This is a genomic window from Methanosarcina sp. Kolksee, assembly GCF_000969945.1.
Lineage (GTDB): Archaea > Halobacteriota > Methanosarcinia > Methanosarcinales > Methanosarcinaceae > Methanosarcina > Methanosarcina vacuolata.
On sequence record NZ_CP009524.1, the window covers coordinates 94,198 to 116,880 of the forward strand.

At 38.7% G+C, this 22,683-nt stretch carries 28 protein-coding genes; 8 read left to right on the forward strand and 20 right to left on the reverse strand.

Annotation, left to right across the window (positions count from 1 at the left end):
* Positions 1 to 142: 142 nt before the first annotated feature.
* Positions 143 to 1,423: a 3-hexulose-6-phosphate synthase gene (gene hxlA, locus MSKOL_RS00580; RefSeq protein ID WP_156150919.1), complete on the reverse strand. Its 1,281-nt coding sequence runs from the start codon at positions 1,421 to 1,423 to the stop codon at positions 143 to 145.
* A gap of 366 nt (positions 1,424 to 1,789) precedes the next feature.
* On the opposite strand from hxlA, the gene MSKOL_RS00585 reads away from it, so the two are divergent.
* The 4 genes from MSKOL_RS00585 to MSKOL_RS00600 all read left to right on the forward strand — a co-directional run bounded on the left by MSKOL_RS00585 (position 1,790) and on the right by MSKOL_RS00600 (position 4,581).
* Positions 1,790 to 2,266 carry a DUF5788 family protein gene (locus MSKOL_RS00585; RefSeq protein ID WP_048153237.1) on the forward strand — a complete coding sequence of 159 codons (477 nt, stop codon included), beginning with the start codon at positions 1,790 to 1,792 and terminating at the stop codon, positions 2,264 to 2,266.
* 237 nt (positions 2,267 to 2,503) lie between these two features.
* Entirely contained in the window at positions 2,504 to 3,430 is a 927-nt protein-coding gene (gene pyrB, locus MSKOL_RS00590) for an aspartate carbamoyltransferase (protein WP_048116728.1), read from the forward strand.
* The gene (gene pyrI / locus MSKOL_RS00595) at positions 3,427 to 3,897 is read left to right on the forward strand and encodes an aspartate carbamoyltransferase regulatory subunit (protein ID WP_048116730.1); all 471 of its coding nucleotides are present in this window, start codon (positions 3,427 to 3,429) and stop codon (positions 3,895 to 3,897) included. The genes pyrB and pyrI overlap by 4 nt, the downstream gene beginning before the upstream one ends.
* Before the next feature lie 210 nt (positions 3,898 to 4,107).
* Entirely contained in the window at positions 4,108 to 4,581 is a 474-nt protein-coding gene (locus tag MSKOL_RS00600; protein ID WP_048153238.1) for a DUF5788 family protein, read from the forward strand.
* 90 nt (positions 4,582 to 4,671) lie between these two features.
* Here MSKOL_RS00600 and MSKOL_RS00605 read toward each other — a convergent pair whose 3' ends face one another.
* From MSKOL_RS00605 to MSKOL_RS00650, 10 genes are all read right to left on the reverse strand, one after another.
* Positions 4,672 to 5,412, reverse strand: a complete 741-nt coding sequence (locus MSKOL_RS00605; RefSeq protein WP_156150920.1) for a DUF1673 family protein — start codon at positions 5,410 to 5,412, stop codon at positions 4,672 to 4,674.
* 11 nt (positions 5,413 to 5,423) lie between these two features.
* Entirely contained in the window at positions 5,424 to 6,143 is a 720-nt protein-coding gene (locus MSKOL_RS00610; protein ID WP_231592588.1) for a DUF1673 family protein, read from the reverse strand.
* 68 nt (positions 6,144 to 6,211) lie between these two features.
* On the reverse strand, positions 6,212 to 6,832 hold the full coding sequence (locus tag MSKOL_RS00615; protein WP_255351953.1) for a DUF1673 domain-containing protein: 621 nt from the start codon (positions 6,830 to 6,832) through the stop codon (positions 6,212 to 6,214).
* The gene (locus MSKOL_RS00620) at positions 6,829 to 7,428 is read right to left on the reverse strand and encodes a DUF1673 domain-containing protein (RefSeq protein ID WP_048153241.1); all 600 of its coding nucleotides are present in this window, start codon (positions 7,426 to 7,428) and stop codon (positions 6,829 to 6,831) included. The genes MSKOL_RS00615 and MSKOL_RS00620 overlap by 4 nt, the downstream gene beginning before the upstream one ends.
* Positions 7,425 to 8,045: a DUF1673 domain-containing protein gene (locus MSKOL_RS00625; RefSeq protein WP_048153242.1), complete on the reverse strand. Its 621-nt coding sequence runs from the start codon at positions 8,043 to 8,045 to the stop codon at positions 7,425 to 7,427. Before MSKOL_RS00625 ends, MSKOL_RS00620 begins: the two co-directional genes overlap by 4 nt.
* Positions 8,042 to 8,659, reverse strand: coding sequence for a DUF1673 family protein (locus tag MSKOL_RS00630; RefSeq protein WP_048153243.1), 618 nt, complete (start codon positions 8,657 to 8,659; stop codon positions 8,042 to 8,044). The genes MSKOL_RS00625 and MSKOL_RS00630 overlap by 4 nt, the downstream gene beginning before the upstream one ends.
* On the reverse strand, positions 8,656 to 9,273 hold the full coding sequence (locus tag MSKOL_RS00635; protein WP_048153244.1) for a DUF1673 family protein: 618 nt from the start codon (positions 9,271 to 9,273) through the stop codon (positions 8,656 to 8,658). Before MSKOL_RS00635 ends, MSKOL_RS00630 begins: the two co-directional genes overlap by 4 nt.
* Positions 9,274 to 9,286: 13 nt before the next feature.
* A complete protein-coding gene (locus tag MSKOL_RS00640; RefSeq protein WP_231592323.1) occupies positions 9,287 to 9,937 on the reverse strand; it encodes a DUF1673 domain-containing protein in 651 nt (216 codons plus the stop codon).
* Positions 9,938 to 10,001: 64 nt separating this feature from the next.
* On the reverse strand, positions 10,002 to 10,583 hold the full coding sequence (locus MSKOL_RS00645; protein WP_048116755.1) for a DUF1673 domain-containing protein: 582 nt from the start codon (positions 10,581 to 10,583) through the stop codon (positions 10,002 to 10,004).
* 40 nt (positions 10,584 to 10,623) lie between these two features.
* Positions 10,624 to 11,073: a hypothetical protein gene (locus MSKOL_RS00650; protein ID WP_048153246.1), complete on the reverse strand. Its 450-nt coding sequence runs from the start codon at positions 11,071 to 11,073 to the stop codon at positions 10,624 to 10,626.
* 253 nt (positions 11,074 to 11,326) lie between these two features.
* Here MSKOL_RS00650 and MSKOL_RS00655 point away from each other — a divergent pair, with 253 nt between their 5' ends.
* The 3 genes from MSKOL_RS00655 (at position 11,327) to MSKOL_RS00670 (ending at position 13,019) form a co-directional block, all read left to right on the forward strand.
* Positions 11,327 to 11,743 carry a hypothetical protein gene (locus MSKOL_RS00655; RefSeq protein WP_048153247.1) on the forward strand — a complete coding sequence of 139 codons (417 nt, stop codon included), beginning with the start codon at positions 11,327 to 11,329 and terminating at the stop codon, positions 11,741 to 11,743.
* 48 nt (positions 11,744 to 11,791) lie between these two features.
* On the forward strand, positions 11,792 to 11,995 hold the full coding sequence (locus tag MSKOL_RS19645; protein ID WP_156150922.1) for a hypothetical protein: 204 nt from the start codon (positions 11,792 to 11,794) through the stop codon (positions 11,993 to 11,995).
* 502 nt (positions 11,996 to 12,497) lie between these two features.
* A complete protein-coding gene (locus tag MSKOL_RS00670; protein WP_231592324.1) occupies positions 12,498 to 13,019 on the forward strand; it encodes a hypothetical protein in 522 nt (173 codons plus the stop codon).
* A 670-nt stretch (positions 13,020 to 13,689) separates the two neighbouring features.
* On the opposite strand, the gene dapB is transcribed toward MSKOL_RS00670, so the two are convergent.
* From dapB to MSKOL_RS00705, 8 genes are all read right to left on the reverse strand, one after another.
* Positions 13,690 to 14,481 carry a 4-hydroxy-tetrahydrodipicolinate reductase gene (gene dapB / locus MSKOL_RS00675; RefSeq protein WP_048116763.1) on the reverse strand — a complete coding sequence of 264 codons (792 nt, stop codon included), beginning with the start codon at positions 14,479 to 14,481 and terminating at the stop codon, positions 13,690 to 13,692.
* The gene (dapA, locus tag MSKOL_RS00680; RefSeq protein WP_048153249.1) at positions 14,478 to 15,353 is read right to left on the reverse strand and encodes a 4-hydroxy-tetrahydrodipicolinate synthase; all 876 of its coding nucleotides are present in this window, start codon (positions 15,351 to 15,353) and stop codon (positions 14,478 to 14,480) included. Before dapA ends, dapB begins: the two co-directional genes overlap by 4 nt.
* Before the next feature lie 40 nt (positions 15,354 to 15,393).
* Positions 15,394 to 15,588: a 30S ribosomal protein S17e gene (locus tag MSKOL_RS00685; RefSeq protein WP_048116768.1), complete on the reverse strand. Its 195-nt coding sequence runs from the start codon at positions 15,586 to 15,588 to the stop codon at positions 15,394 to 15,396.
* Positions 15,589 to 16,115: 527 nt separating this feature from the next.
* Entirely contained in the window at positions 16,116 to 16,415 is a 300-nt protein-coding gene (locus tag MSKOL_RS00690; protein WP_048158061.1) for a hypothetical protein, read from the reverse strand.
* Positions 16,416 to 16,709: 294 nt separating this feature from the next.
* Complete coding sequence (locus tag MSKOL_RS00695) at positions 16,710 to 17,474, reverse strand: heparan-alpha-glucosaminide N-acetyltransferase (protein WP_048153250.1); 765 nt, start codon at positions 17,472 to 17,474, stop codon at positions 16,710 to 16,712.
* A 54-nt stretch (positions 17,475 to 17,528) separates the two neighbouring features.
* Complete coding sequence (locus tag MSKOL_RS19650; RefSeq protein WP_156150923.1) at positions 17,529 to 17,699, reverse strand: hypothetical protein; 171 nt, start codon at positions 17,697 to 17,699, stop codon at positions 17,529 to 17,531.
* Positions 17,700 to 17,892: 193 nt separating this feature from the next.
* Complete coding sequence (locus MSKOL_RS00700) at positions 17,893 to 18,768, reverse strand: CPBP family intramembrane glutamic endopeptidase (protein ID WP_048153251.1); 876 nt, start codon at positions 18,766 to 18,768, stop codon at positions 17,893 to 17,895.
* A 2-nt stretch (positions 18,769 to 18,770) separates the two neighbouring features.
* Positions 18,771 to 19,652, reverse strand: a complete 882-nt coding sequence (locus MSKOL_RS00705) for a DUF1616 domain-containing protein (protein ID WP_048153252.1) — start codon at positions 19,650 to 19,652, stop codon at positions 18,771 to 18,773.
* 477 nt (positions 19,653 to 20,129) lie between these two features.
* Here MSKOL_RS00705 and MSKOL_RS00710 point away from each other — a divergent pair, with 477 nt between their 5' ends.
* The gene (locus MSKOL_RS00710; RefSeq protein ID WP_048158062.1) at positions 20,130 to 21,026 is read left to right on the forward strand and encodes an NAD-dependent epimerase/dehydratase family protein; all 897 of its coding nucleotides are present in this window, start codon (positions 20,130 to 20,132) and stop codon (positions 21,024 to 21,026) included.
* Positions 21,027 to 21,350: 324 nt separating this feature from the next.
* On the opposite strand, the gene MSKOL_RS00715 is transcribed toward MSKOL_RS00710, so the two are convergent.
* Positions 21,351 to 22,247 (reverse strand): DUF1616 domain-containing protein, encoded by an 897-nt coding sequence (locus MSKOL_RS00715; RefSeq protein WP_048116774.1) that lies wholly within the window; start codon positions 22,245 to 22,247, stop codon positions 21,351 to 21,353.
* Positions 22,248 to 22,683: the final 436 nt, after the last annotated feature.

Here is a 22,683-nt window from a genome sequence, read left to right on the forward strand (position 1 = left end):
CTACTTTTTAATTCTCGCTGTTTTTTAATCCCACTTTTTTTAATTCTCGCTGTTTTTTAATTATCACTTTTTTTAATTTTCACTTTTTTAATTCTCATTTGTGTTTTCTTGTTTTTGGCCTGAGTCCTGAAAATGGGGGCATTCAACGTTTTTCCCATTTCTTTAGATTCATAATCTCAGACAGCGTCCCGCCTCTCTTGATTTCATCGAAGAGTCTTTTTTCGGTTTTGTAAACTTCTTTTGCTCTTCTTGCCAGCTCGTATGCCCTTTCTGCTGGAATTACCACAACACCGCTTTCATCGCCCACTATATAATCTCCTGGCTTCACGGTCTGGCCACCGCAGGTAATTTCAGCGTTGATTTCTCCAAAACCTTTAGGATCTCCGGCGTTAGGTACGGTATTGCTTGTATAAATCGGAAGTCCCAGGTTTTCGACTTCGTCAATATCCCTGACAGCACCCTCTATTACCAAGCCTGCAATTCCCTTGTTCAAGGCGCTCCAGGTTGCAAGCCCTCCCCAGCAGGCAACATCCTTATTTTCGTTGTAAATAACGATTACGTCTCCTTCTTTTGCAATATCAATTGCTTCCACGGGCTTTGCCCAGTCTCCGGGAAAAGTCTGCACGGTAACTGCGGTTCCTACCATTTTTCCTCTTACCAGAGGATGAATGCCTTTCATTGCGCCTTTCCGGTGCATGGCATCAGAAATGTTTGAAGTGGATACTTCCTTAAGAATTTCTCTGATTTCCTGGTCTACAGTGCTGACACTGCAGATTTCTACAGCTTCTGGGGAGTCCACACTCTGCCTGATTTTTCTTGCAGCTTCGGTTACGTTGTCAGAATGGGTGATATTCCCTCCGACGATTACAACTTTTGCCCCGGCCTTAACAGCCTGCACTGCACTATTTGCATCGAGCCCACCAGCGACTGCAAGCTGTACGTTGACTCTCTGTGAAATTTCCCTGAGAAGCGATATGGGGTCTTTTCCCATCATCTGCTGGTCTATACCTATGTGTACATTAACATAGTCTACGCCCAGAGACTCAAGTTCAATTACTCTTTTTACAGGGTCAGGAGCCGAAATGAGGTCTGCCATTAACCTGACTCCATATTTATGGGATGAACGGAGTGCATCAAGTAACGTAGAATCATCTGCACTCCCTAGCACAATAACGACATCAGCTCCAGCTTTTGCTGCCATCTCAACTTCTATAGCGCCTGTATCTACAGTTTTCATGTCTGCCAGAATCGTCCGGTCTGGAAAAGCTTTCCTCATAGTGCGGATTGCGTCCATTCCCTCACTTTTGATCAGAGGGGTTCCAATTTCGATCCAGTCCGCACCTCCTGCTATTGCCTCTTTTGCAATCTCTACCGCACGATCCAATTCCAGAAGATCAAGTGCAACCTGAATTATGGGAACTATAGTATCACCTCAAGCGGGAAATAGGAAAAGCTGAAATTTTCAAATATTTCTATATCAGCTGTCCTGTATGTTTTTATCCTGTTTTACTCCGGATCTATTCTTTCGGACTTCCGGGTTTTATATCGATTCTTTTAATTTAATTCTCTTAAATTTATCCTTTTATTCTGACTTAAATTATCTAATTTTTATATGTGAGTTTTTCATTACCTATATTTCTTTTTATTTGCGACTGTTTTTGTGTTCACGGTGTTGTTTATATCTGACATTCACAGGTAAAGAATAAATATTAGCCAGTTATAAAAAATGAATATTATCCAGTTGTCGTAGGAATTTGATTAATGCTATAATATTTACTGGGGGAAGACAATGGAAAAGAACCTTGGAATATCCGAAAAGAATGATTCTGAAAATTATATCACAGATGAGGAACGCAAGCAGTTACTTTCGGCTCTGCATTCTCGCCTTTTCTGGGTAGGTCAGCGTATCCCGGATTATGTTGAGCTTGAGGGAGAAACTTATCCTCTTCACAACTATATATGGGAACTGGTTCAAAAAGAGGAACTCAGTGAATCTGAGAAATCCAGGATAGATAAATGCATTGAAATTCTTTCAGCAAAGGAAATGAAAGATGAAAAAGAGCTTGAAGAGAATTCCCTTACTTCGGAAGAATCAAGAAATCTCTATCATGAGACTGCAGGCTTATTGCGTGCAATCACAAATTTACAGGAGATCGAGAGCGGAATCTTCAAGCAAAATACGAAACGTTTTCAGGAACAGTTCGCTAATCAGAGGGTTAGAGACGCAAAACTCTGGCTTGAATTCATAAAAACAGTGTCTAAATGATGTAAGTGTCTAAATGATGTAAGTGTCTAAATGATGTGTTAGCATTGTAAGTGATATGTTAGCACTGAAAGTAACATCTCAGCATTAAAAGTAATACATTAACACTTAAAGTAACGTGTTAACATTGAAAGTAATACGTTAGCACTAAGATACAATACAGGATTTAATTTCCTTCAATACTCTTAGAAATTTCTGGAGCAAAGGTTATATCTCTGGGAACCACTTTATGAAAACAGGATGTCATTTAAGAACAGAAACGTCATTTCTATGAAGGACTTTTCGCGGAAAGAAATCGATTACGTTCTGGATACGGCAGAAAAACTTGAACCTGTAGCCAGAGGTGAAGAGAGGTCCCGGTTGCTGGATGGAAAAATAATAGCTCTTCTTTTTTTTGAACCAAGCACGAGGACAAGGCTGTCTTTTGAGGCCGCTGCGCAGAGGCTTGGAGGGCAGGTTCTTAACCTGGGTTCTGTGGAGGCAAGTTCAGTAATGAAAGGAGAAAATCTTGCCGATACTATCCGCGTAATCAGTAAGTATGCAGATCTTATAGTGTTGCGTCATCCTCTTGATGGGTCAGCACGAATGGCTGCGGAATTTGCAAGTGTTCCTATTATCAATGGTGGAGACGGCTCTCTACACCACCCTACGCAAACTTTCCTTGACCTCTATACTATTCGCAGGGAAAGCCATCTAGAAGGTCTGAAGATCGCTATGGCAGGAGACCTGAAGTATGGAAGAACAGTTCATTCCCTATGTCATGCCCTATCTCTTTACGGAGCCGAAATAACTTTAGTTTCGCCTCCTGAACTCAGGATGCCCCAGGAGATAATCAGGGATCTTCAAAAGAATAAGATCAGAATCAGAGAGACAACTTCTCTTGAAGAAATAATTGGAGATGTTGAAGTTCTTTATATGACAAGGGTTCAAAGGGAACGTTTCCCTGATCCCGAAGAATATGAAAAGGTCAAAAACAGGTTGAGGGTTACAGGTGACCTGCTGAAAAACGCAGATCCTAACCTTAAGATTCTTCATCCTCTCCCACGGGTCAACGAAATCTCTCCTGAAGTGGATTCAACACCTTATGCATGTTATTTCGAGCAGGCTTTTTATGGGGTCCCTACGCGGATGGCACTTCTCGCTCTTGCCACGGGAGTGATTGAATGAAGGAAAAAAGAGACCTGAAGATTCAGGCAATTGAAAATGGAACGGTGATTGACCATATAAAGGCTGGGCAGGCTTTGAATGTTCTGCGTATACTCGGGATTTCCAGTGCTTTTCGAGCTACTATCAGTTTCGTTATGAATGCACCCGGTGCAGCAGGCATAAAAGACGTTGTGAAGATTGAAGGTAAGGAACTCAGCGTCGAAGAGCTTAACAGGATTGCTCTTATATCTCCGAAAGCCACTATCAATATTATAAGGGATTTTGAAGTGGTTCAGAAAAATAAGGTTGTGCTTCCTTCTTATGTTGAAGGTGTTGTACGCTGTACCAATCCAAACTGTGTTTCTAATAGCAGTGAACCCATAAAATCAAAATTTTCCGTGCTTCAGTCCGAAGAAGAAGGGGTAACTCTACGCTGTCTTTACTGCGAGCACGTAATTTCAGAAAATATAGCCGAAAATTTGCTGTAAATGAAAATTTGCTGTAAATGAAAATCTGCTGCAAATATATGACTTTCTGTGAGCTAAAAATCAATTTTCGTTTTTATCTTGAGGTTCTCTTACAGGACTGAAGTGATCGGTAATTAATTCACAGGATATTAGTTCAGTGTAGTTCGAATATTATCTATTTGAATATAATTTTGCAGTTTTAACTGCTATTATCTTCAGGGGAAATTGCTCATGATAAAAAGAGATAATGATACGGAAGAGGCAGATGACGAATATATAAGTACTCAAGAGCGCAATAAGCTCCTCTGGAGCCTAAGGAGTGATTTTGCCTGGACAGGAAAGAAAATCCCTGAAAGCGTAGAGATTGATGGGCGTGAGTACAAACTCAGGGACATGGTTCGAGAACTGAGCGAAAAAGAATCACTGGATACAGATAAAACTGCCGAAATCAGAGCTCTTATCCCAAAATTGAATGAAAAATCAAAAGTAGACGAAGAATTAATAGAGACCGAAGAGCTTACAAAAGCAGAGGCTGAAGCCCTCTACGAAGAAGCAACTGGGCTTATGCGGGTTTCAATGGAATTAAAAGACAAACTTGAGGGGAAAGGTGGGGAAAAAAGTGTTGATGAGTTTAAGCGTATGCTCAATACCCAGAAGATAGTGGACGAAAAGTACTTTCAGAATCTTATTAAAAGTTTAAAGTAATAAGTTTGTTTGTGATTTCTTCAGTGGTTTCGGCTTCAGGGAATTTCAATTTCAGGATAGTCTTTCGATTTCTTTTTTGTTTTCAATTTTCTACTTACTCTTATTTTTTAAGGTCGCCATAATGTCTTCAGGTTCTTCAGTGTAGAATTCCAAACTTAAGTTTGATCGTGTAGTAATTTTAAGAATCTGTTGATAAGGCACTGTGAGTTCGAAGATATAAAAATAAATAACAAGGACATATGCAACTATCCAGAAATCTACCATGACTGAGCTTAGTTTTATGAAAGCTGGAGCTGCTTCCATCTGCAAATCTCTGGTTATATTTTCTACGATATGAGGCAGTTGAATTGCAAGGGTAGCAAGGGCTAACAAACGCAGTGGCCAACGCAGGGAACGGCCTTTGTTCTTTGATATAGTGTTCGTCACGATATTCTCTTTCCTTAACACGAGGGATCTGAACAGATGCCGGCGAATAATTATTTTTTCAGGAGTCAACAACACAGTAGTATGATTATAAAGAATAAAAGCCAAAAAAGCCAGATAGGGGATTAAGGAAGAACAGAGATCGAAAAAAGAGCCTGCAGGACTATATAATCCCAAAATTAAACTGATTACTAACGATGTACCGATAATTTTTCCAATTCCGTAGCCTCTATACAGGCCCCGTCCTTTCAGAACCTCACCTTCTTGCATACTTGCAGGAGAATGTACTGGTTGGCCCAGCTTTTCCAGTCCAAAACTATAACAGCCGCCTCCCTTCCTTTCTTTTTGGATAGAATCCTCCATAGGGCACCATCCCATCAATTTTCTAAAATATTTTACCAAAATCATTTCATAAGCCTTCAAAACGTTTTTATTTCATTTTGATCCCTTTCGTTTTTGAGGAAACTTGTAAGCTCTTCAGGTTTATTAGTAAAAAACGTAATTTCCAGTTTTGAGTGAGTAGTAACTTTAAGGGCCCACTGATAAGGCGTTAAGAGTTCGCCATTGTAAAATGCCACAAGTAGAATTGTTACTGTTGCAATATGTCCCAGAAATAGACTAAGATCAACATAGTTTGAAAGTAATCCTTCAATATATTCAACATATTCAATATATTGCGAGTTCCTTGGCATCCCTTCTATAAAGTAGATTGGTATTAAAACTACACAAAACAAACGGGATAGCCATCGTAATGAATGATTATAATTTTTCGTTGTCGAGATTTGAATGATATCCTCTTTTTCAATCACAATAGGCTTACGTAGAGGCTTTTTGATTCTGATTTCCCCAGGTGTTACTGTGACAGCATCGGGGCGATTAAGAAGAAATATTATAGGCAGAACGAACTTAACAAGGCCTGAAAATATAATCAAATAAGAGTCTTCAGGAGTATATGCCCATAAAAGCGAGGAGGCTATTAATGTGGAAAAAACGATTATTAAAACCCGCAATAACCACCACCAGTCAAAGAGACTGGCTTGCACTTTAAGAGTTCTGTTTTCCTGGAGATCCGCGGGAGAGGAGCTTAATTGAATATTTCCATTTCCCCATTTAAAATCCGGGAGGCAACCTTCCTGCATTTGATTCTGGAGGGAGTTTTTTGTCGGGCACCATCCTATCAGCTTTTCTATGTATCTGGACTCCCGGCTCATATTTCTTCATCCTTTTCTCCAAGGACATACAACTTTTGCTGTCCCTTTTCTCTTTTCATGTACATTTTCATATGGTTTTTCTTCTCCCAGTAAATTAGCTGGAAATAGAATCCCCACATCAGAATCAGGGTTCCTGAAGTGAAAGAGTACAGTGCCTGATCGTTAAAAAGATAAGCTGCATAAGACGAGATATAGGGCAATAAAGCCATGAGCAAAGTGAAACCCAAAAATAGGAATAAGATCACGCAGGCAAAAGTTCTTCTAAAGGAAGGAGAAACGACAGGATTTCTTTTCACGGCATCGTATTGACGCATCTGTTTTTTCCAGCCGAGCAAATAGATCGGTAAAGAAAGTGAAAGGCCAAGAAGGAAAGCCTCTGTATTTACACCTTTTTGAAATAAGTTTATATAAATATAAATAAAGATAATTGGTAGCAAGAGGAGTTGGGTATCAAGCCTGGAATGCTGTTTAGGAATATTCAGACTTCTTGTCTTTTCTCCTCCAGACCGGTCATTTGCTGCAAAATTAGCAGAACTAATTCGGGTTTCAGCTTCAAGTGCTTTTGCATTCGGACACCAGCCCATCAACTTTTTTATGTTTTCAACTATAAGGCTCACATTTCTCCCTCCTTTTCCCCAATAGCATATGCCTTTTGGAAGCCATTTTCACTTTTAATATAAATTCTCATATGGTTTTTCTTCTCCCAGTGAATTAGCTGGAAATAAAAACCCCACATGAAAAAACAAAGAATTGAAAGTTCGAATAAGGCTAAGTTCCAGTGTATTATCATATAAGTGAGCAACGTAATCGGAGCAATAAAAACTATGATTATCAAAAAAACCCAAAGATATGATAATTTAGAGACATTGCGGGCAATAGGTTTTTTTGCAATGTCGTTGAACCGCTGAATCCGCTCATTCCAGTGAAATACAAAATAAAATAAGGGAGGTAATGGTGCAAAAAGGGAGGGGAGAAGGCCCATGTGATTGTATATAAGGAAATGAACAAATGTTAAAAAAATAGCAAATAGAAGAATTTGATTACTTTCTCTCTGGAGCCATCCAGGATTCTTTAAACAGCTGTTATCTCCCCTTGCTCTGTCCGGAACATTGGAATCAAAATTTTCAAGGTCAATATTCCTTCTAGCTTCATATGCTTTTGCATTTGGGCACCAACCCATTAGCTTTTTTATGTATTCGACTTTAAGGCTCATATTTCTTCCTCCTTTTTCCCAAGAGCATATGTTTTTTGGAAGCCATTTTCAAATATTATACAAATTTTCATGTGATTTTTCATCTCCCAGTAAATTAACTGGAAATAAAAGCCCCACATAAAGAACCAAAGAATTGAAATATAAAATATCGGTATCGATTGACTGCCAAAGTTGAATATGTAAGAGAGAACTATAAGAAGAGATGTGAATAGAATAGTAAAAATTATGAATAGTAAACCTGGAAGATATTTTTCTTTAGAGCCATAACGAGTAATAGGTTTTCTCGCAATGTCGTTGTATCGCTGCATCTGCTTATTCCAGCGTAATACTAACTGAGATAGGGCCACTAAAAATCCAGCAAGTAAATATAGCAGGTTCAGGTCTATCAGATTAATCATCAGGAGATACACAAACGTTAAAAAAATATCAAATAGAAGAATTTGATTACTTTCTTTCCGGAGCCATCCAGGATCCTTTAAATCTCCATTTTCTCCCCTTGCTCTGTCCGGAATATTGGACTCAAAACTTTCAAGATGAGCGTGCTGTCTGGCTTCATATGCTTTTGCGTTTGGGCACCAACCCATTAGCTTTTTTATGTATTCAACTTTAAGGCTCATATTTCTTCCTCTTCTTCCCCGATAGCATATGTTTTTTGGAAGCCATTTTCATTTTTGATATGAATTATCATGTGATTTTTTTTCTCCCAGTAAAATAGCTGAAGACAGGTTCCCCACATAGTAAGAATCCAGGTTGCTGCAATAAAAGAATACATTGATTGAGAGTTAATAGAAGAAGGCGTGTGAGACAAGAAAACTATAGGTGGGAAACTCAAAAACAAAATTAGGGATAAGAAAACAAAGAAGAGTACTATTTTAGAGACATAACGAACAGTGGTTTTTTTTGCGGCAGCATCGTACTCACGTATCTGATTTTTCCAGAAAAGTAAATTTATCAGCAAAGAAAACAAAATGCCCAAAAAGAATAAATCAAAATTTACACCCTTTACTAATAGCATAACTGTGTAAACAGGAGTTAAGAAAAGTGTTGGTAAGAGTAGTCTGACATCAAGCCTGGAAAAACGGCTAAGAGCCATCGGAATCCTGACTTTTTCTCCTCGAGGTTGATCATATGCTTCAAAATTAACAGGGCTAACTCTAGATCCGGTTTCAATTGTTTTTGCATTCGGGCACCATCCCATTAGCTTTCTAATGTATTTTGCTTCCCAATTCATGACTCTCCCTCCTTTTCCCCAATAGCATACATCTTTTGGAATCCCTTTTCACTTTTCACATAAATTTTCATATGACTTTTTCTTTCCCAGTAAATTAACTGAAGATAACTTCCCCATAACAGAATCAAAGCCCCTCCAGTTAAGGAATACATTGACTGAGCGTTAAGAAAAGAGGGTATCTGAGATAAGAAGACCATAGGCAAAATTAAGAACAAGATTAGGACTAAGAAAACCCATAAGAGTGTTTTCTTTGAGGAAGAGCGAACAATGGATTTTTTTGCCAGGGAATCGTAATGATGCATCTGCTTTTTCCAGCCGAGCAGGTAAATCAGCAGAGAAAGTAAAAAACCTAAAAAGAGAGCTTCTGCATTTATACCTTTTTGAAATAGCAAATTTATGTAAACAAGAGTTAGGAATAATGTTGGTAAGAGAATTCGGATATCAAATCTGGAAAAAAGCCTGGAAATACGACTTGCAATCTCTGGATTCCTGTCTTTTTCTCCTCCAGATTGACCATATAATTCAAAATTAGTAGGGATAATTCGAGATCCGGTTTCAAGTGTTTTTACATTCGGACACCATCCCCTCAGTTTCTTGATGTATTCCAGAGTCATAGCATCTCTCCGTTTATTTATTTACAATGTAGACTCCCGGCATTTTGCGCCCGTACACAATGATTATTTTCCCATTCCTTTTTTCCCAGTACATATCTGTAAGGTAATACAGAAAAGCCGTCAAACAAAAGCCAGATAGAAATGCTATAATGTATTTCCAGCCAAGAAATGAACTTAAGCCGAGAAGCACTACTAAGCCAGTTGAATCAAAATTAAAATAATAAAACAAAGCTATCAAACAAAAGGCAGAAATAAAAAACAAAATGAGTCCCCAATTAAACTGTGAAAAAAAGAGATACAGTAGTACCAGGGAAAGTAGTAGATTTATAATTCTCCATTTTGGAGATACAATATTCTTCTTTATTTTCTTGCCTGTGTTTTTTATTTTATTCAAGAAATGCCAGTTCCAGATGCACAAGAGCAGGTTAAAAATGGTTCCGATAGTTAACCCAAATATGAAACCTTTATCCATAGGATGAATGCCCAGAAATCCAATTCCCAATACAGAAAAAAGAGTCAATCCAGAGGATATTACTAATGCTCTATTATGGCGTTTGTTCCACCAACCAGTGGGTAAAACCGGAAGACTTCCAGCATCTCTCCCTTTAGCTTGGTCACTGGCTTCAAAATATTTAGAATGGATGGAATGTTGAGTTTCAAGCATTTTTGCATTCAGGCACCATCCCCTCAGTTTCTTGATGTATTCCAGAGTCATGTGTCCATTCCATTCATGCATTTACAATGTAGATATCTGGCATGTAACTCCCTTCCAGAAGCACAATTTTTTCGTTTTTCTTTTCCCAGTATACATCTGTAAGGTAATACAGAAAAGTTGTCAAACAAAAACCGGAAATAAATGCCAAAACAACTCTCCAGCCAACCAGTGAAGACTGTGTAAGCAGCGTTGTAAGGCCTAATAACCCAGATATGACTATCAATTTATTTTTTGTCTGAACTCTTTTGCTGGAGTTTTTTATTTTATTCAAAAAATGCCAGTTCCAGATGCAAAGAGGCAGGTTAAAGATAGTTCCTATAATTAACCCAAATATGAAACTTTCATCTCTGAGATGCACCCCAAAAAATCCAATTCCCAACAAAGATACAAGAGTCAACCCTGAGGACACCATTAAGGTCCTGTTATGGCGTCTGTTCCACCAGCCGGAGGGTAAAGGCGAATTTGCGGCATCTTTTCCTCTGGACTGGTTGTTCGCTTCAAAATATTCAGGGTGGATGACATTTTGAGTTTCAATCGTTTTTGCGTTTGGACACCACCCCATAAGCTTCCTTATACTTTTTGTGAATACGTCCATCTTTAACCCTTCACTTAATTTTACCTGCCTTTAGTCAGGCCTATTCAATCGATTCTTTTAATTTCTCAAATAATTCATCAGCTATCTTTGTGGGATCTTCCGTACTCTGGAGTTTGAGCTGCATCTCTTCTGCAAAGTCCCAGAGAAGTTCAATGCATTCCCTGTACCTCTCGCAAGACTCGCATTCACCTTCGTGTTCGTACCAGACTTGCATTCCGTGTTTTGCCGAGACAAAGATTATTGCGTTGGCTTTGAAAGGGACCGATTTTCCAAAGAGTATCCCCTTTTTTGAGTCAAGTTTTTCTACTTCGATCCTGTTTGCACTGGCCATTTCAAGCAGGGTTTCTTCAATGCGTTTATCCATACTAAGAAGGGCTCGCGAGACCGCCTGCCTGGAGACCCCGAAACGTTTTGCGATATTGATATTCGGAAGCCCGTTTCGGCGCAGAACCCAGAATTCAAACTGTTTTTCACCTGCTGGAAGGAACATATGTAAACATCTGAACGTTGACTATATATAACTTTCTGCTCTGAAAATTTTTGAAGCTATTTGTCTAAAAAATTCTTCTCTCTAAAGATAATTCTAAAATCTTATTAAAAGCAGTTTAATGACCTGACCATAAAAAATATATAGAAACTGATTAAAGTTTAATCGGAGCTTTATATATTTTTACAAATATATGTATATTAAATCCCATTTTTGAAATTATAAAATGAAAATATAAAATCAATAGGGATGTTTTATGCAAAAAGATAGTGATTTTGAAATAAATCCTGAAGTTATATCTTTTTCTGAAGACTCAATAGCCGAAAATGAAAACGAAAAAAATATGAAAGAAACTGAAGAATTTGAAGCCCAAGCTGCAGCATCTATTGATTCCAGAACCTATGAACACTCTTCTTTTTTTCTCGGTATACCTTTGATTATTATTATTGGGGGTATAAGAAGCAGTTATGAAAGTGTTTTCTCCATTGAATATAAAGGAAAAAACGTAGTTGTACTATACAATGGTATCTGCCTTGTCTCAGTAGCGGACAGACTTTTTATTCACGGAAAATGGGACAAGGGAAAAAGGCTCGGAATACAGGGAAATGTCGTTGTTGCGGACAGAATTGAAAATTTGAGTTCTGGGCTTGTCTTCAGTCATGACAGTCAATGACCCTGCCTGGAAACTGTTCTATCAGGATTCACGTTAATTAGAGTCCGCATGAATTTGCTTTCGACTTCAATCCTGTTTGCCCTGGCCATCTCAAGCAGATTTCTTCGATGCGCTATTTATACTAAGAAAGGCTCGCGAGACCGCCTGCCTGGAGACCCCGAAACGTTTTGCGATATTGATATTCGGGAGCCCGTTTCGGCGCAGAACCCAGAATTCAAACTGTTTTTCACCTGCTGGAAGAAACACATGTAAACGTCTGAATGTTGACTTTATATAACTTCCTCTATCATTAACTTTGTTGAGTCTCTTTAATGAAAATTTTTGCCAGATGAAAAAAATCCTGAAGTTTTGTTAAGAATAGATTGAAGATCTGGTCATAAAACATATATAGAATAACATTAAAATTTATTCACAAATATAACTATTTATTGAATAATATAAAATTTGAATTCGATGTTATGGTACTATAAGTTCGAAGTTGAGGATTTATTTAGGTCTTGATATGCCGAAGAAATTATTCAGAATAAATTTAGAGATCCTGTTTCTTTTGGAAGATTCCCGAAAACTGGTGCAGACTCTCTCCAATGTTAAACTCTCTATAAATCCTGCACTTCCAAAAGTGACTGAACGCGGTGTTGCTCAATCTGTTCAAAATATGTAGGGCTGATGATCTCTGCGTTTTTAGGACTGATTCGCTTTTATATTGCTAGTAAATGGAATAAAAGTACAGAACTAAGTTTTAAGAGTGATAAATGTGACTAGAATATCAAATTCTCTCGTGATCGGGGTAATTGTAGTATTTATTGTAGGAACCATACTTTTTTATTCATATTTCGTAGGCCAGCTACTCTGGGGCATTATAGCTGCGGGGATGATTATTCTGATTGCAGTTATGCTACTTTTTTTGCCGCTTATCACAGACCCTTTGAACTCATCCGGTTACAGGGGAAATGAGAAATCCGAATCTTTTGGCGTTGAATCTATATGTCTAGGCGATTCCATAGTTTATGAAAGACCATTTTTCTTCATCGGCTTGCCTTTCATTATAATTGCTCTAGGAGGTATATTTTCTAAATACGAAAGTATATTTTCTATAGCATATGAGAGTGGAACAACATTGGTTCTATATCATGGAGTCTGTTTTGTTTTAAAAGACGACAAACTTAGCATTAGGGGTAAATGGTACAGGGGAAAAAGGCTCGGAATACAGGGAAATGTCGTTGTTGCGGACAGAATTGAAAATTTGAGTTCTGGGCTTGTCTTCAGTCGTAAATGACTTTATATGGCAACTGTTCTACCAGATCATCGGGCAGTTCTGGCAGGTCTACCGCTTTCAGTTGTAAATGACTTTATATGGCAACTATTTTGCCAGGGTTCTAGTGCCATGGCAATTTAATTATTTAGTATAATTTTTGATAGCTTCTCATCAACATATAACGATTCAGAGTTAACATGTTGACCAATAACTAAATTTTCAAGACACCAGTGTCGAGTCAATCTTCAAGGATCCAATAATTCCGAATAACTGCAATTGATTTTATACGACATTTTGTTGTTGACTCAACACTAGATGTTATACTTCATGTTTTTTCTTTTGGTTTTGAGTTTCTTTGTCCAAGTTTGTAGTTTTCCTTATAATAGTTTTAATGGAATATTGCTTGCAAGCAAGTATCCCTATTGTTGTGGGATGATATTTTGAGATTTCAGGGCTATATACTTACAAGCAAGCAGTATCCTATTTCCTATCCTATACTATATATAACTTTCCAGTCAACGGGTTAATATTAATCTCCTAAAGAGTAAACCTGCCTGGATTAAGTTAAAAAAGATTAGAAAAAAGAGAGTAAATAGCTCTTTTCTAAGTTAAAAGAGAGTAGGCCTGATAAGGAAACTCAGGACTCAACCAGTTGTTCAAAATTTCTTTAAATTGCTGACTAAAGATGTTCTTATAAACCAAGCACATCGTCCATGGAATAAATTCCTGTTTTTTGCCTGCAGACCCATTCGGCTGCACGGACGGCACCTTTAGCAAAGATCTGGCGAGAGTGAGCCATATGCTTGATCTCAATTCTTTCAGAATTCCCCGCGAAAAGAACAGTATGGTCACCTGTGATATCTCCGGCGCGGACTCCATGAATTCCAATTTCTTTTCCGCGTGGGGCAATACCTTCCCTGCCATAGACATATTCCTTTCCGCCGAGAGCTTCACTTATAATGTCGGCTGCCCTAAGGGCGGTTCCGCTTGGGGCATCTTTTTTCTGGTTGTGGTGAGCTTCAATAATCTCGATATCATAATCTGCAAGATATTTTGCCGCTTCCCTGATAATCTTGAAAAAGACATTAACGCCTACCGAATAGTTGGGGGAAATGACGGCACTTACCTGGCCTTCATGAATAGCTTCATCAATTACTGCTCGCTGCTCCGGAGTCAGCCCTGTGGTTCCTATTATTAGATTTACCCCGGCTCTGGCTGCTATTGGAGCGTTAACTACGGTTGCACCGGCTATAGTGAAGTCGATAAGGACATCAGCCTTGCTTTCTTTCAGAACAGTTTCAAGGTCTTTTACGTCCGAAACCTTGACTCCCAGGTTCCCTACGCGGGCAAATTCTCCTATGTCCTTTCCGAAATTGTTGATGTCAAAAGCAGCAACAAGCTGCATGTCCGTAGAGTTGGTAACATTCTCCACAATTAAAGAGCCCATCCTGCCGCAGGCTCCGAGTACTGCTACGTTAATCATTCTATAACCCCCAGTTTCCTGAGTTCATCTGCAACCTTCTGAGCATTTGTCTCACTAAGGGGCGCGAGTGGAAGCCTCAGTTGCCCGCTTGCCAGGCCTACGAGTTCCGCAGCTTTTTTAACTGGGATTGGGTTCGTTTCCAGGAAAAGGGAGCGAATCAGAGGGGCAATTTCAAAATGGATCTTCCTTGCAGTTTCGTAGTCTCCGGCAAGAGCTGCATTTACCATTCTGGACATTCTGTCAGGCACTATATTTGCAGCAACAGAAATGACTCCTCTGCCTCCTACGGAGAGAATAGGAAGAGTCAAATTATCCTCACCTGAAATAACCACGAAGTCTTCATCTACAGTATTTTCCAGAATCTGGGAAACTTTCCCGATATTCCCACTGGCTTCTTTAATTCCCACGATATTTTCAACTTTTGCAAGTTCGACAATGACTTCGAGTGGCATGTCCTGTCCTGTACGGGAAGGGATATTATACATAACCATAGGAACATCGACTGCTTCTGCAATCTTCTTAAAATGCGCAAGCAGCCCCGCAGGATTTGGCTTGTTATAATAGGGAGAAATCAGAAGTACACCATCGACACCCGCGTCTGCAGCGTGTTTTGTAAACTGGAGGGCTTCTCCTGTATTATTTGAACCTGTTCCTGCAATTACAGGAACTTTTGAACATTCCACTGCAATATCTATGACTTCTTCATGCTCAAGTGCAGAAAGAGTTGCGGATTCTCCGGTAGTGCCACAGGGCACAATCCCTGTAACTCCTCCCTCTTCAACAAATTCAATATTCCTTTGTAAGCCTTCCCTGTCAATCCTGTCATCTTTCGTAAAAGGAGTTATCAGGGCAGGCATTGTTCCTTCAAACATTTCAGATATCCCCGCCTGTGTCCAGAAGTAAATCTTCTGCTCAGTATACTTTCATGCGTGCAACTTTTCTTGTGACGTAACCTGCAACCCTGTTCCTTATGACTTTGCTTTCAATGGTCGTATACTTTGTCACAAGAGCTTTGTTAGTTTCAAAGTCTTTTGTAAAGACATCCCCGTGGTTCTCAATCAGTCGGAATGCGATTCTTTTTATGTTTGTCTGTCTTATATTTCCCATCGTATCTCCTCTTAGATGTTTTTGCTGCTTTTAGTCCAGTTATTCAATTCTACTTCTAGTTTATCTCACATGTTTTCCTGTGAATTCTGGTTAACGTGAAGCCCGAGGTAAAAAATAGTTGTTTGATGTCTATTTTTCTTCTCTGGATTTGATAAGTTTAGCGAAAACTGGATATAATAATTTGATTGATCATGATTTTGTCGACTAATAAGGTCACTTGGGATTTATAACTTTTGGGGTCGACACTCTGGCCTAAACCTGTGAGGCTTATCATTCCTTTTCTCAATTACTTGAGTGTGTAATTAGATGCTGACAATTCTCCTTTAAATATATACTTTTTGCAGCATCAGTGCAACAGCTATAGTTAGATTCTGGATACAGTTTTGTTATGTGACATTTGGATATATCCTTTAAATATCCGGTGCCTTTATGTGATATTTAGATATATCCTTTAAATATTCTGTACCTTCATGTGACATTTAGATTATCCTACATTAAATATCCAGCACCTTTATGTATTATATCTCTTATTTTCTCTTTACATAGTCTGTTTTACCAAGAAAGCGGTCAAGAGTCCCTGCGTTAGTGAAAACACGCTCTCTTATCCCTTTACGGTTAATAAAGAGTCCTATTAATACTAAAAGTAGCCCAAGATCAGGTTTTGCTTCGACAGCAACTGCTCCTATCAAAACCATGGAAGAAGCTGCAAGTCCCTTCATGGCTCCTTTCCTGTAAGAACGGTAACCTGTTCTTTTAAAAATCCGGATATCCCGAAGGGTCAGGAAAAGAACTACAAAATAAGCAAACATTGCAATTTCTAGATACATTCTTTTCTCCATCTTCTGTTTTTAATTTTGTCTTCCTGCTCCTTTACCGGATTGAAAATATGAGTCTTATTTCTTTTTGTTCTTTTATCCCGGCTATACTTAATATCCTGATTATTTTTCAGCGAGCAGGCGAAGATTGATCAGTATACCAGTGTAAGCAAACAGATACACATTAAGTATATTACATAATATAAAACCAGCAGGTTTTGAACCTGCTGGTAATTTTGAGTTGTAAAAATAAATAGGAGAATATAATTTATGAGGTATTTTTTAGACTTATTTTTTCACTAGACTTTACAGCATATTCAGATTGAGTAGTCCGCTTAGGAATAAAAGTCCGAGAAAAAGGGGTTGATGAATGAAGTATATGACCAGAGAATGTTGCCCCGTTCTTGAAAACAGCCTGATAAGGGGATTTTTTCCAGTATAGGGAATTTCAAACTGCCTTTTTCCGCCGGAGTACAGAAAATTACCCAGGCAAACTCCTGCTAGCAATACCCCAAACCAGGGAAATATAGGAAAGTAATCAAGGGTACTGAAATTTTCGGGAGTAAAGCCTAGCCAGAGCAGGCTGGAAAATCCAAAAGTCATATTCCTCAGGTAAAGCCCTATAAGGCCGAAAAACAGGCTAAAAAGGAGATTTTCTTTCCCATAATCCAGAAAGGGATAGACGAGTACTGCCGAAACCCCAAAAAAATGCAGGATTCCAAAGACAATATACTCTTCAGGTAAAAAGATCCAGGTTATAACTGTGAGCAAAAGCCCCATTAAATAGAGTTTTATTCCTCTTTTCAGGTACTTAGAAAAATTTTCTGCTTCATTTCCAGCAAACTTTTTTTTAAGGGCTCTTGAATGGCTTATAGAAAGGGCCGCTCCTGAGATCAGGATGAAAAGTAAAGCTGAGAATCTGCCTGCATATAAAATTAAACCGGACCTGAGCTGAACATTTGCAATCTCGAAAAAGTTCAGGTCATAGAGAAAATGATAAAGGAGCATCAAGAGAACAGCAAGTCCTCGCAGACAATCAATCTCCCAGAAGCGGTCTGCATATCTGGCCATAAATTTTTCTCCGGAGCGCATCAAATTCCATTCATAAAGAATGAACGTTTTCTTTTAAAGACGTATATTTATAATTTCTGGTTCATTCAGGAGAAGGCTAAGGTCTCTTACTCTTTGGTCTCTTACTCCTTGGTCTCTTACTCCTTGGTCTCTTACTCCTTGGTCTCTTACTCTTTTATGTAATGGCAACAGAGGCTTGATTCCTTCAGAAATTTCGATCAGCATGTCTAATCTGCCAGATAACTTCTCTTGCAACAGGAAAAAGGCACTCTTTGTAAGCAAATGGCTGCGTAAATAGTCAGGACTGAGTGTCTACTTCATTTCTATTAAGAATTAGATTGCTACTATTAAGATCACTTCTATTAAGATCGAATACACTAACTTTCATGGACTTCTTCAAATCAACGTTTACAGTGTTTTATATCAATCCAATTATGGGTCCTGCATGTGGGATTATCCCAAACAAGAACACATTTATTGAGCCGTGAATCATTACCACAAGGGGAAGACTTCGGGTTTTATAAAATAGGTATCCTAAAAAACCTCCTAAAAGGAAGGTATATGCCATTTCGTAAGGAGTGCCGTAAGTAGAATGCATTATCCCGAAAAGGAGGCTTGAAAGAAAAATTCCCCAGGCTGGTCCCAGGAATTCTTCCAGGCTTGTCTGGAGAATTGACCTGAAGATGAGTTCTTCTATAAGCCCTACAATAAAAACCATTATAATTATGAGTATCAGCAGGTTTCTCAATGAGAGATCTGGTATCAGTTCTCTGGCCCCTATCATTACATATTCTACCTGTCCAAAAACCAGGCCTGCAAGAATAGATAGAGGAAGGTAGATCCATATCCTCTTCAGAGTGTCTCTTTTTTTCTCATATATCACTTTCTGATGCACGGTAGCAAGAGTTATTGGAATTGCCATGGGTGCATAGATAAATATGAATGAATAAAGATTTCTCTCAAAAAAAATTGGCATTGAAAAATTTACCAATCTGAAAATTGTCAGAAGCAGGAGGGCTTGGTAGATTTTCCTTATTTCAGTCTTTTTCAGAACTGATATTGAATATGAAAGCGAGAGCAGAAGCAAGGTATAAGCTATTGAAGCTTCTCTTAACCTTCCTCCGAAAATCAACAATTCGATAAGAGTAATTGCAGCTACAGGGATTCCTGCATAAATTATCTTTTTCAGGAACCCGCTTTTTTCTTCATTTTGCATTTTAAGCATTTTCCCGAGCTCCGGCAGAGAGGTCTTTCCTGCATCCAGCTCTGAAGATATAAAATCCGAGATTGCCATCTTCAGGCCTCCTCAGTAACATTAATCCAGAGATGCAGGTTCCGGTAAGGTATGGTTTTCTCAGTTTCATTAAAGAGCAGAAACTCTAGTTTCATATTCTTTCCTTCAAGAGGTGGCGTAAAATTAACTGGTTGTTCCCAGGACATATTATTCCCCAGGCTTATCTGTTTCTTACTTTCCGGAAGCGACCTGTTTTCGAGCCTTACATCTATTGTATAATCCATTGGCCTGTACTCGTGGTTTATGATCCCTACAGTAACTGTTCCTTTTTCTCCCTGTACAAACTCTGTAGGATAGTCTCCGATCTTACTGTTGTTTCCAAGAATATAGAATTCGGTAAAGTGCTCTCCCTCTTTAGGGTTTCCTATAATATAAGCGAGGCTTCCCATAGAGGCCAGAATAGAAAGGACAAGGATAACCGCAATAACTTTATCAGTTTTCGATTCGGTCTTTTCAAGAATTCTGGCTTTCATGCTAAGGTAACATCTTTTGAATGAAACTCCAAAGGCTTCGGTTTCAGGCAGCAGTCCTCTTCTGTAATATGCAATTGCACACATCAGGAGAGTAAAAATTGAAAATTCTGTCAGCAGAGGAATCTCCCTGATACCCCAGCTGGAATAGTTCAGGCCAAGTCCCAATAATGGGGCGATTGAAATACTCAGTCCGAAGGAAATTGCAGCTCTCTCAATTCCGTCAAGATCTTTTTTTGCTGGGAAGATAGCTCCAGTGAGTGCATAGCCCGGCAAGAAAAGCACAATAATAATTCCCAGGTACGTGCGCAGGAAACTGTCGCTAAGTACAGGTACGAGTATGAAGATGTTAGTAATAAACACAAAACCTGCAACCAACAGCAGGTCCATGGAAAGTTGTCTATTTCCGGCCATTATATCACTAATAAAATTATTTCATACTGTGTCCTCTTTGAATTTATATCTATGCAAGCCTTTCACTGCTAAACCCTTCTCATTTTATTCATAAGTCTAATTTTGTCTTTCAGATGGTCTTTTTAGGTAGCTCTTGCAGGAAAACAAGGGAGAACATGCCTTTCCGTTTGAATTTAATTTTTGCTGGTATTGTTCTCTATTTATGAAATTCAGTTTTGAGGATAATTTTACTTCTTTCTGAGGCTTAATTTTCTGAAAAACACCTCAATTTCCAAATTTCTTAGACTCCCCCTTTATTGATTAGGTCTCTTTGTATGAAAAATTTTCCTTCTTTTGAAGAACTTTTTTCCTCTTTTGGAAGAGACCTTTTCCAGTCTGTGTCATATTTTGTACACTCTAGGGATGTTTTAGCTTTATTTTATAAACCTTTGGGCGCGCACAGAAAATTTTATTTTGTATTTTTCCCTTTCTGCAAGCATGAAAGTGCTGGTTACTGGAGGAGCAGGTTTCATAGGCTCCCACATAGCTGAATATTTTGCAGAAGCAGGACATACTGTCAGGATTTTGGATAATCTTGCCACAGGTTTTCTCAGAAATATTCCGCAGTATAAAAACATCGAGTTCATTGAGGGAAATATATGTGACTTTTCCTCAGTCGAAAAGGCGGTTTCGGGCATGGATTACGTCTTTCACGAAGCTGCCCTTGTATCTGTACCTTTAAGCTGTGAAAAACCTGCTGAAGCTTTCCAGATTAACACGCTTGGGACCCTTAATGTACTGCAGGCCTGCGTTAAAGCCGAAGTCAATAAATTTGTGACAGCGTCTTCAGCTGCGATCTATGGAAATAACCCCATCCTTCCAAAACAAGAGAACATGTATCCTGAACCGTCTTCCCCTTATGCTATTTCTAAACTTGATGGAGAATATCTGGCGAGGATGTTTTATGAAGACCACGGTCTTCGTACTACTTGCCTGCGTTATTTCAATGTCTACGGTCCTCGCCAGGACCCAAAATCCCCATATGCAGCCGTTATTCCAATTTTCCTTGAGAGAGCGAAACTGGGAAAGGACCTTGTTATTTATGGAGATGGACTTCAGAGCCGAGATTTCGTTCATATTAAAGATGTAGTCAGGGCAAACGCCGCGGCTCTTGAGCATGGGGATGGTCAGGTCTTTAACGTGGCTATGGGAAAAAGCGTGACAGTTCTAGAACTTGCCGAAAATATTATTAAGTTAACTGGCTCTTCTAGCAGGATTGTGCATGCCGCTTCAAGGGCAGGTGATGTTCGGGACTCAAAAGCAGATGTCTCAAAAATCTCAAGCTGGTGGAAAGGAGAAATCGAGTTACAGGAAGGGTTAAAAAGCCTGATTTGATAGGATTGTAAGAGATCTTACTTTCTAATCTAAAAACGAAAGCTGCTATCGGTTAGACAGCGGCTTTCTCATTGGTTCAAGCAGTTTCTTACCTTAAGTAAAGGTTCCAAGTTGAGTTTTCAGTGTACTATCTAAAATTTTTATATGGTCAAATCTACAAATTCTTAAAAGAAAATATTCAGTTCGGATGACTGAGTTATATAATCTCCAACTCTTTAATTGAGAGCTTTCAAACTGCAGAGATGCAGCTTAAAGACTGTATTATATGCTATTCGTCTGGAAATTTGAGAGCTCTTCCTGTTAAATATCTTTTCCGCCTGATATTTAAGTTTCCAGTTGTTTTGGTGCACTCACATTTACCCATAGATGAAGGTCTCTATAAGGCACACTTTTCTCAGTGTCATTAAAGAGCAGGAACTGAAGCTTCAGATTCTTTCCCTCAACAGGAGGCATAATAGTAACTGGTTCTTCCCAGGTAGCGTTATGGGCAAGATTGATATGCTTCACATTTTCCGGAAGGAACAGTGATTTATTTTCAAGTTTTATTTCCATTGTGTAATTTACAGGCCTGTATTCATGGTTTACAACTCCAACTATCACGGTTCCACTTTGCCCGAGCGTGTAATTTGTAGTATAATTATCTGCTTTTCCTTCAGGTCCAAGAAGATAGAACTCTGTGAAATGTTCTCCTTCTTTTGGGCTCACAACCACATAAGCCAGGGTTGCTATGGACAGGAGAATGGAAATTATCAGGAAAACCGTGAGAGCTCTATCCAGCCTTGAGTCTGAAGTTTCCATGATCTCGCCTTTGAGCGAAAGTGCTGCTGCTTTGAAAGAGATATTAAAAGCCTCGTTTTCTGGGAGACTGATCCGTCTAAGATATGCAAGGCCACACATAATAAAGGTAAAAGCGGACAGACTTATGAGAATTGGTAGAGTCCTGATTCCCCATGGAGTATAATTAAGGCCAAGGCCTATTAGTGGCACAACTGCAATACTCAGTCCGAAAGAAAGAGCGACCCGTTCGATTCCATCAAGATCAGATTTTGCAGGAAAAAGAGCTGCAATCAGAGCATACCCTGGCAGAAATAACACAAGAGGCAGTCCAAGTATGTTCCGGAACATTGTTTCATTTATTCCAGGAGTGAGCACAAAGATATCTGTTAGGAGCACGAGCCCCATAATTATAAACAGATCTGAGGAAATTTTTTTTACAGTCATGCAGGTCATCCAGCTTATAATAAAAATTATACTCTCTTCAGTTTCATTTAGATGAGTAAATATTTTTCTAATCCATTTTATTCTTTCGATCTATTTTTCCAAGATTTAAAATACTCAAATTTGAAATACTCAGGTTTTTTCTCCGATTTTTGTGCCCATCTTTTCCGATCCACGCCAATTGTCTTCCATTATCCTACAAAGTACTTTCTTCTTTATTTGCAGCTTCCTTTTTATTTCTTTTCCTGAATCTTTTTTCTCAACCTTTCTGGCTGATACTTTTTTAATAGCGCAGCTTAATTAATGTAGGCTCTTCTTTGTTTTATGTGGAATCCTCATAATGTCTTCATAAAAACCAATGCGTTCTCGAATTGAAAATCATCTTACCACGGGGAATGACGAAGAACCTTAATTCACATAGAATATTTTTTATGCTGCT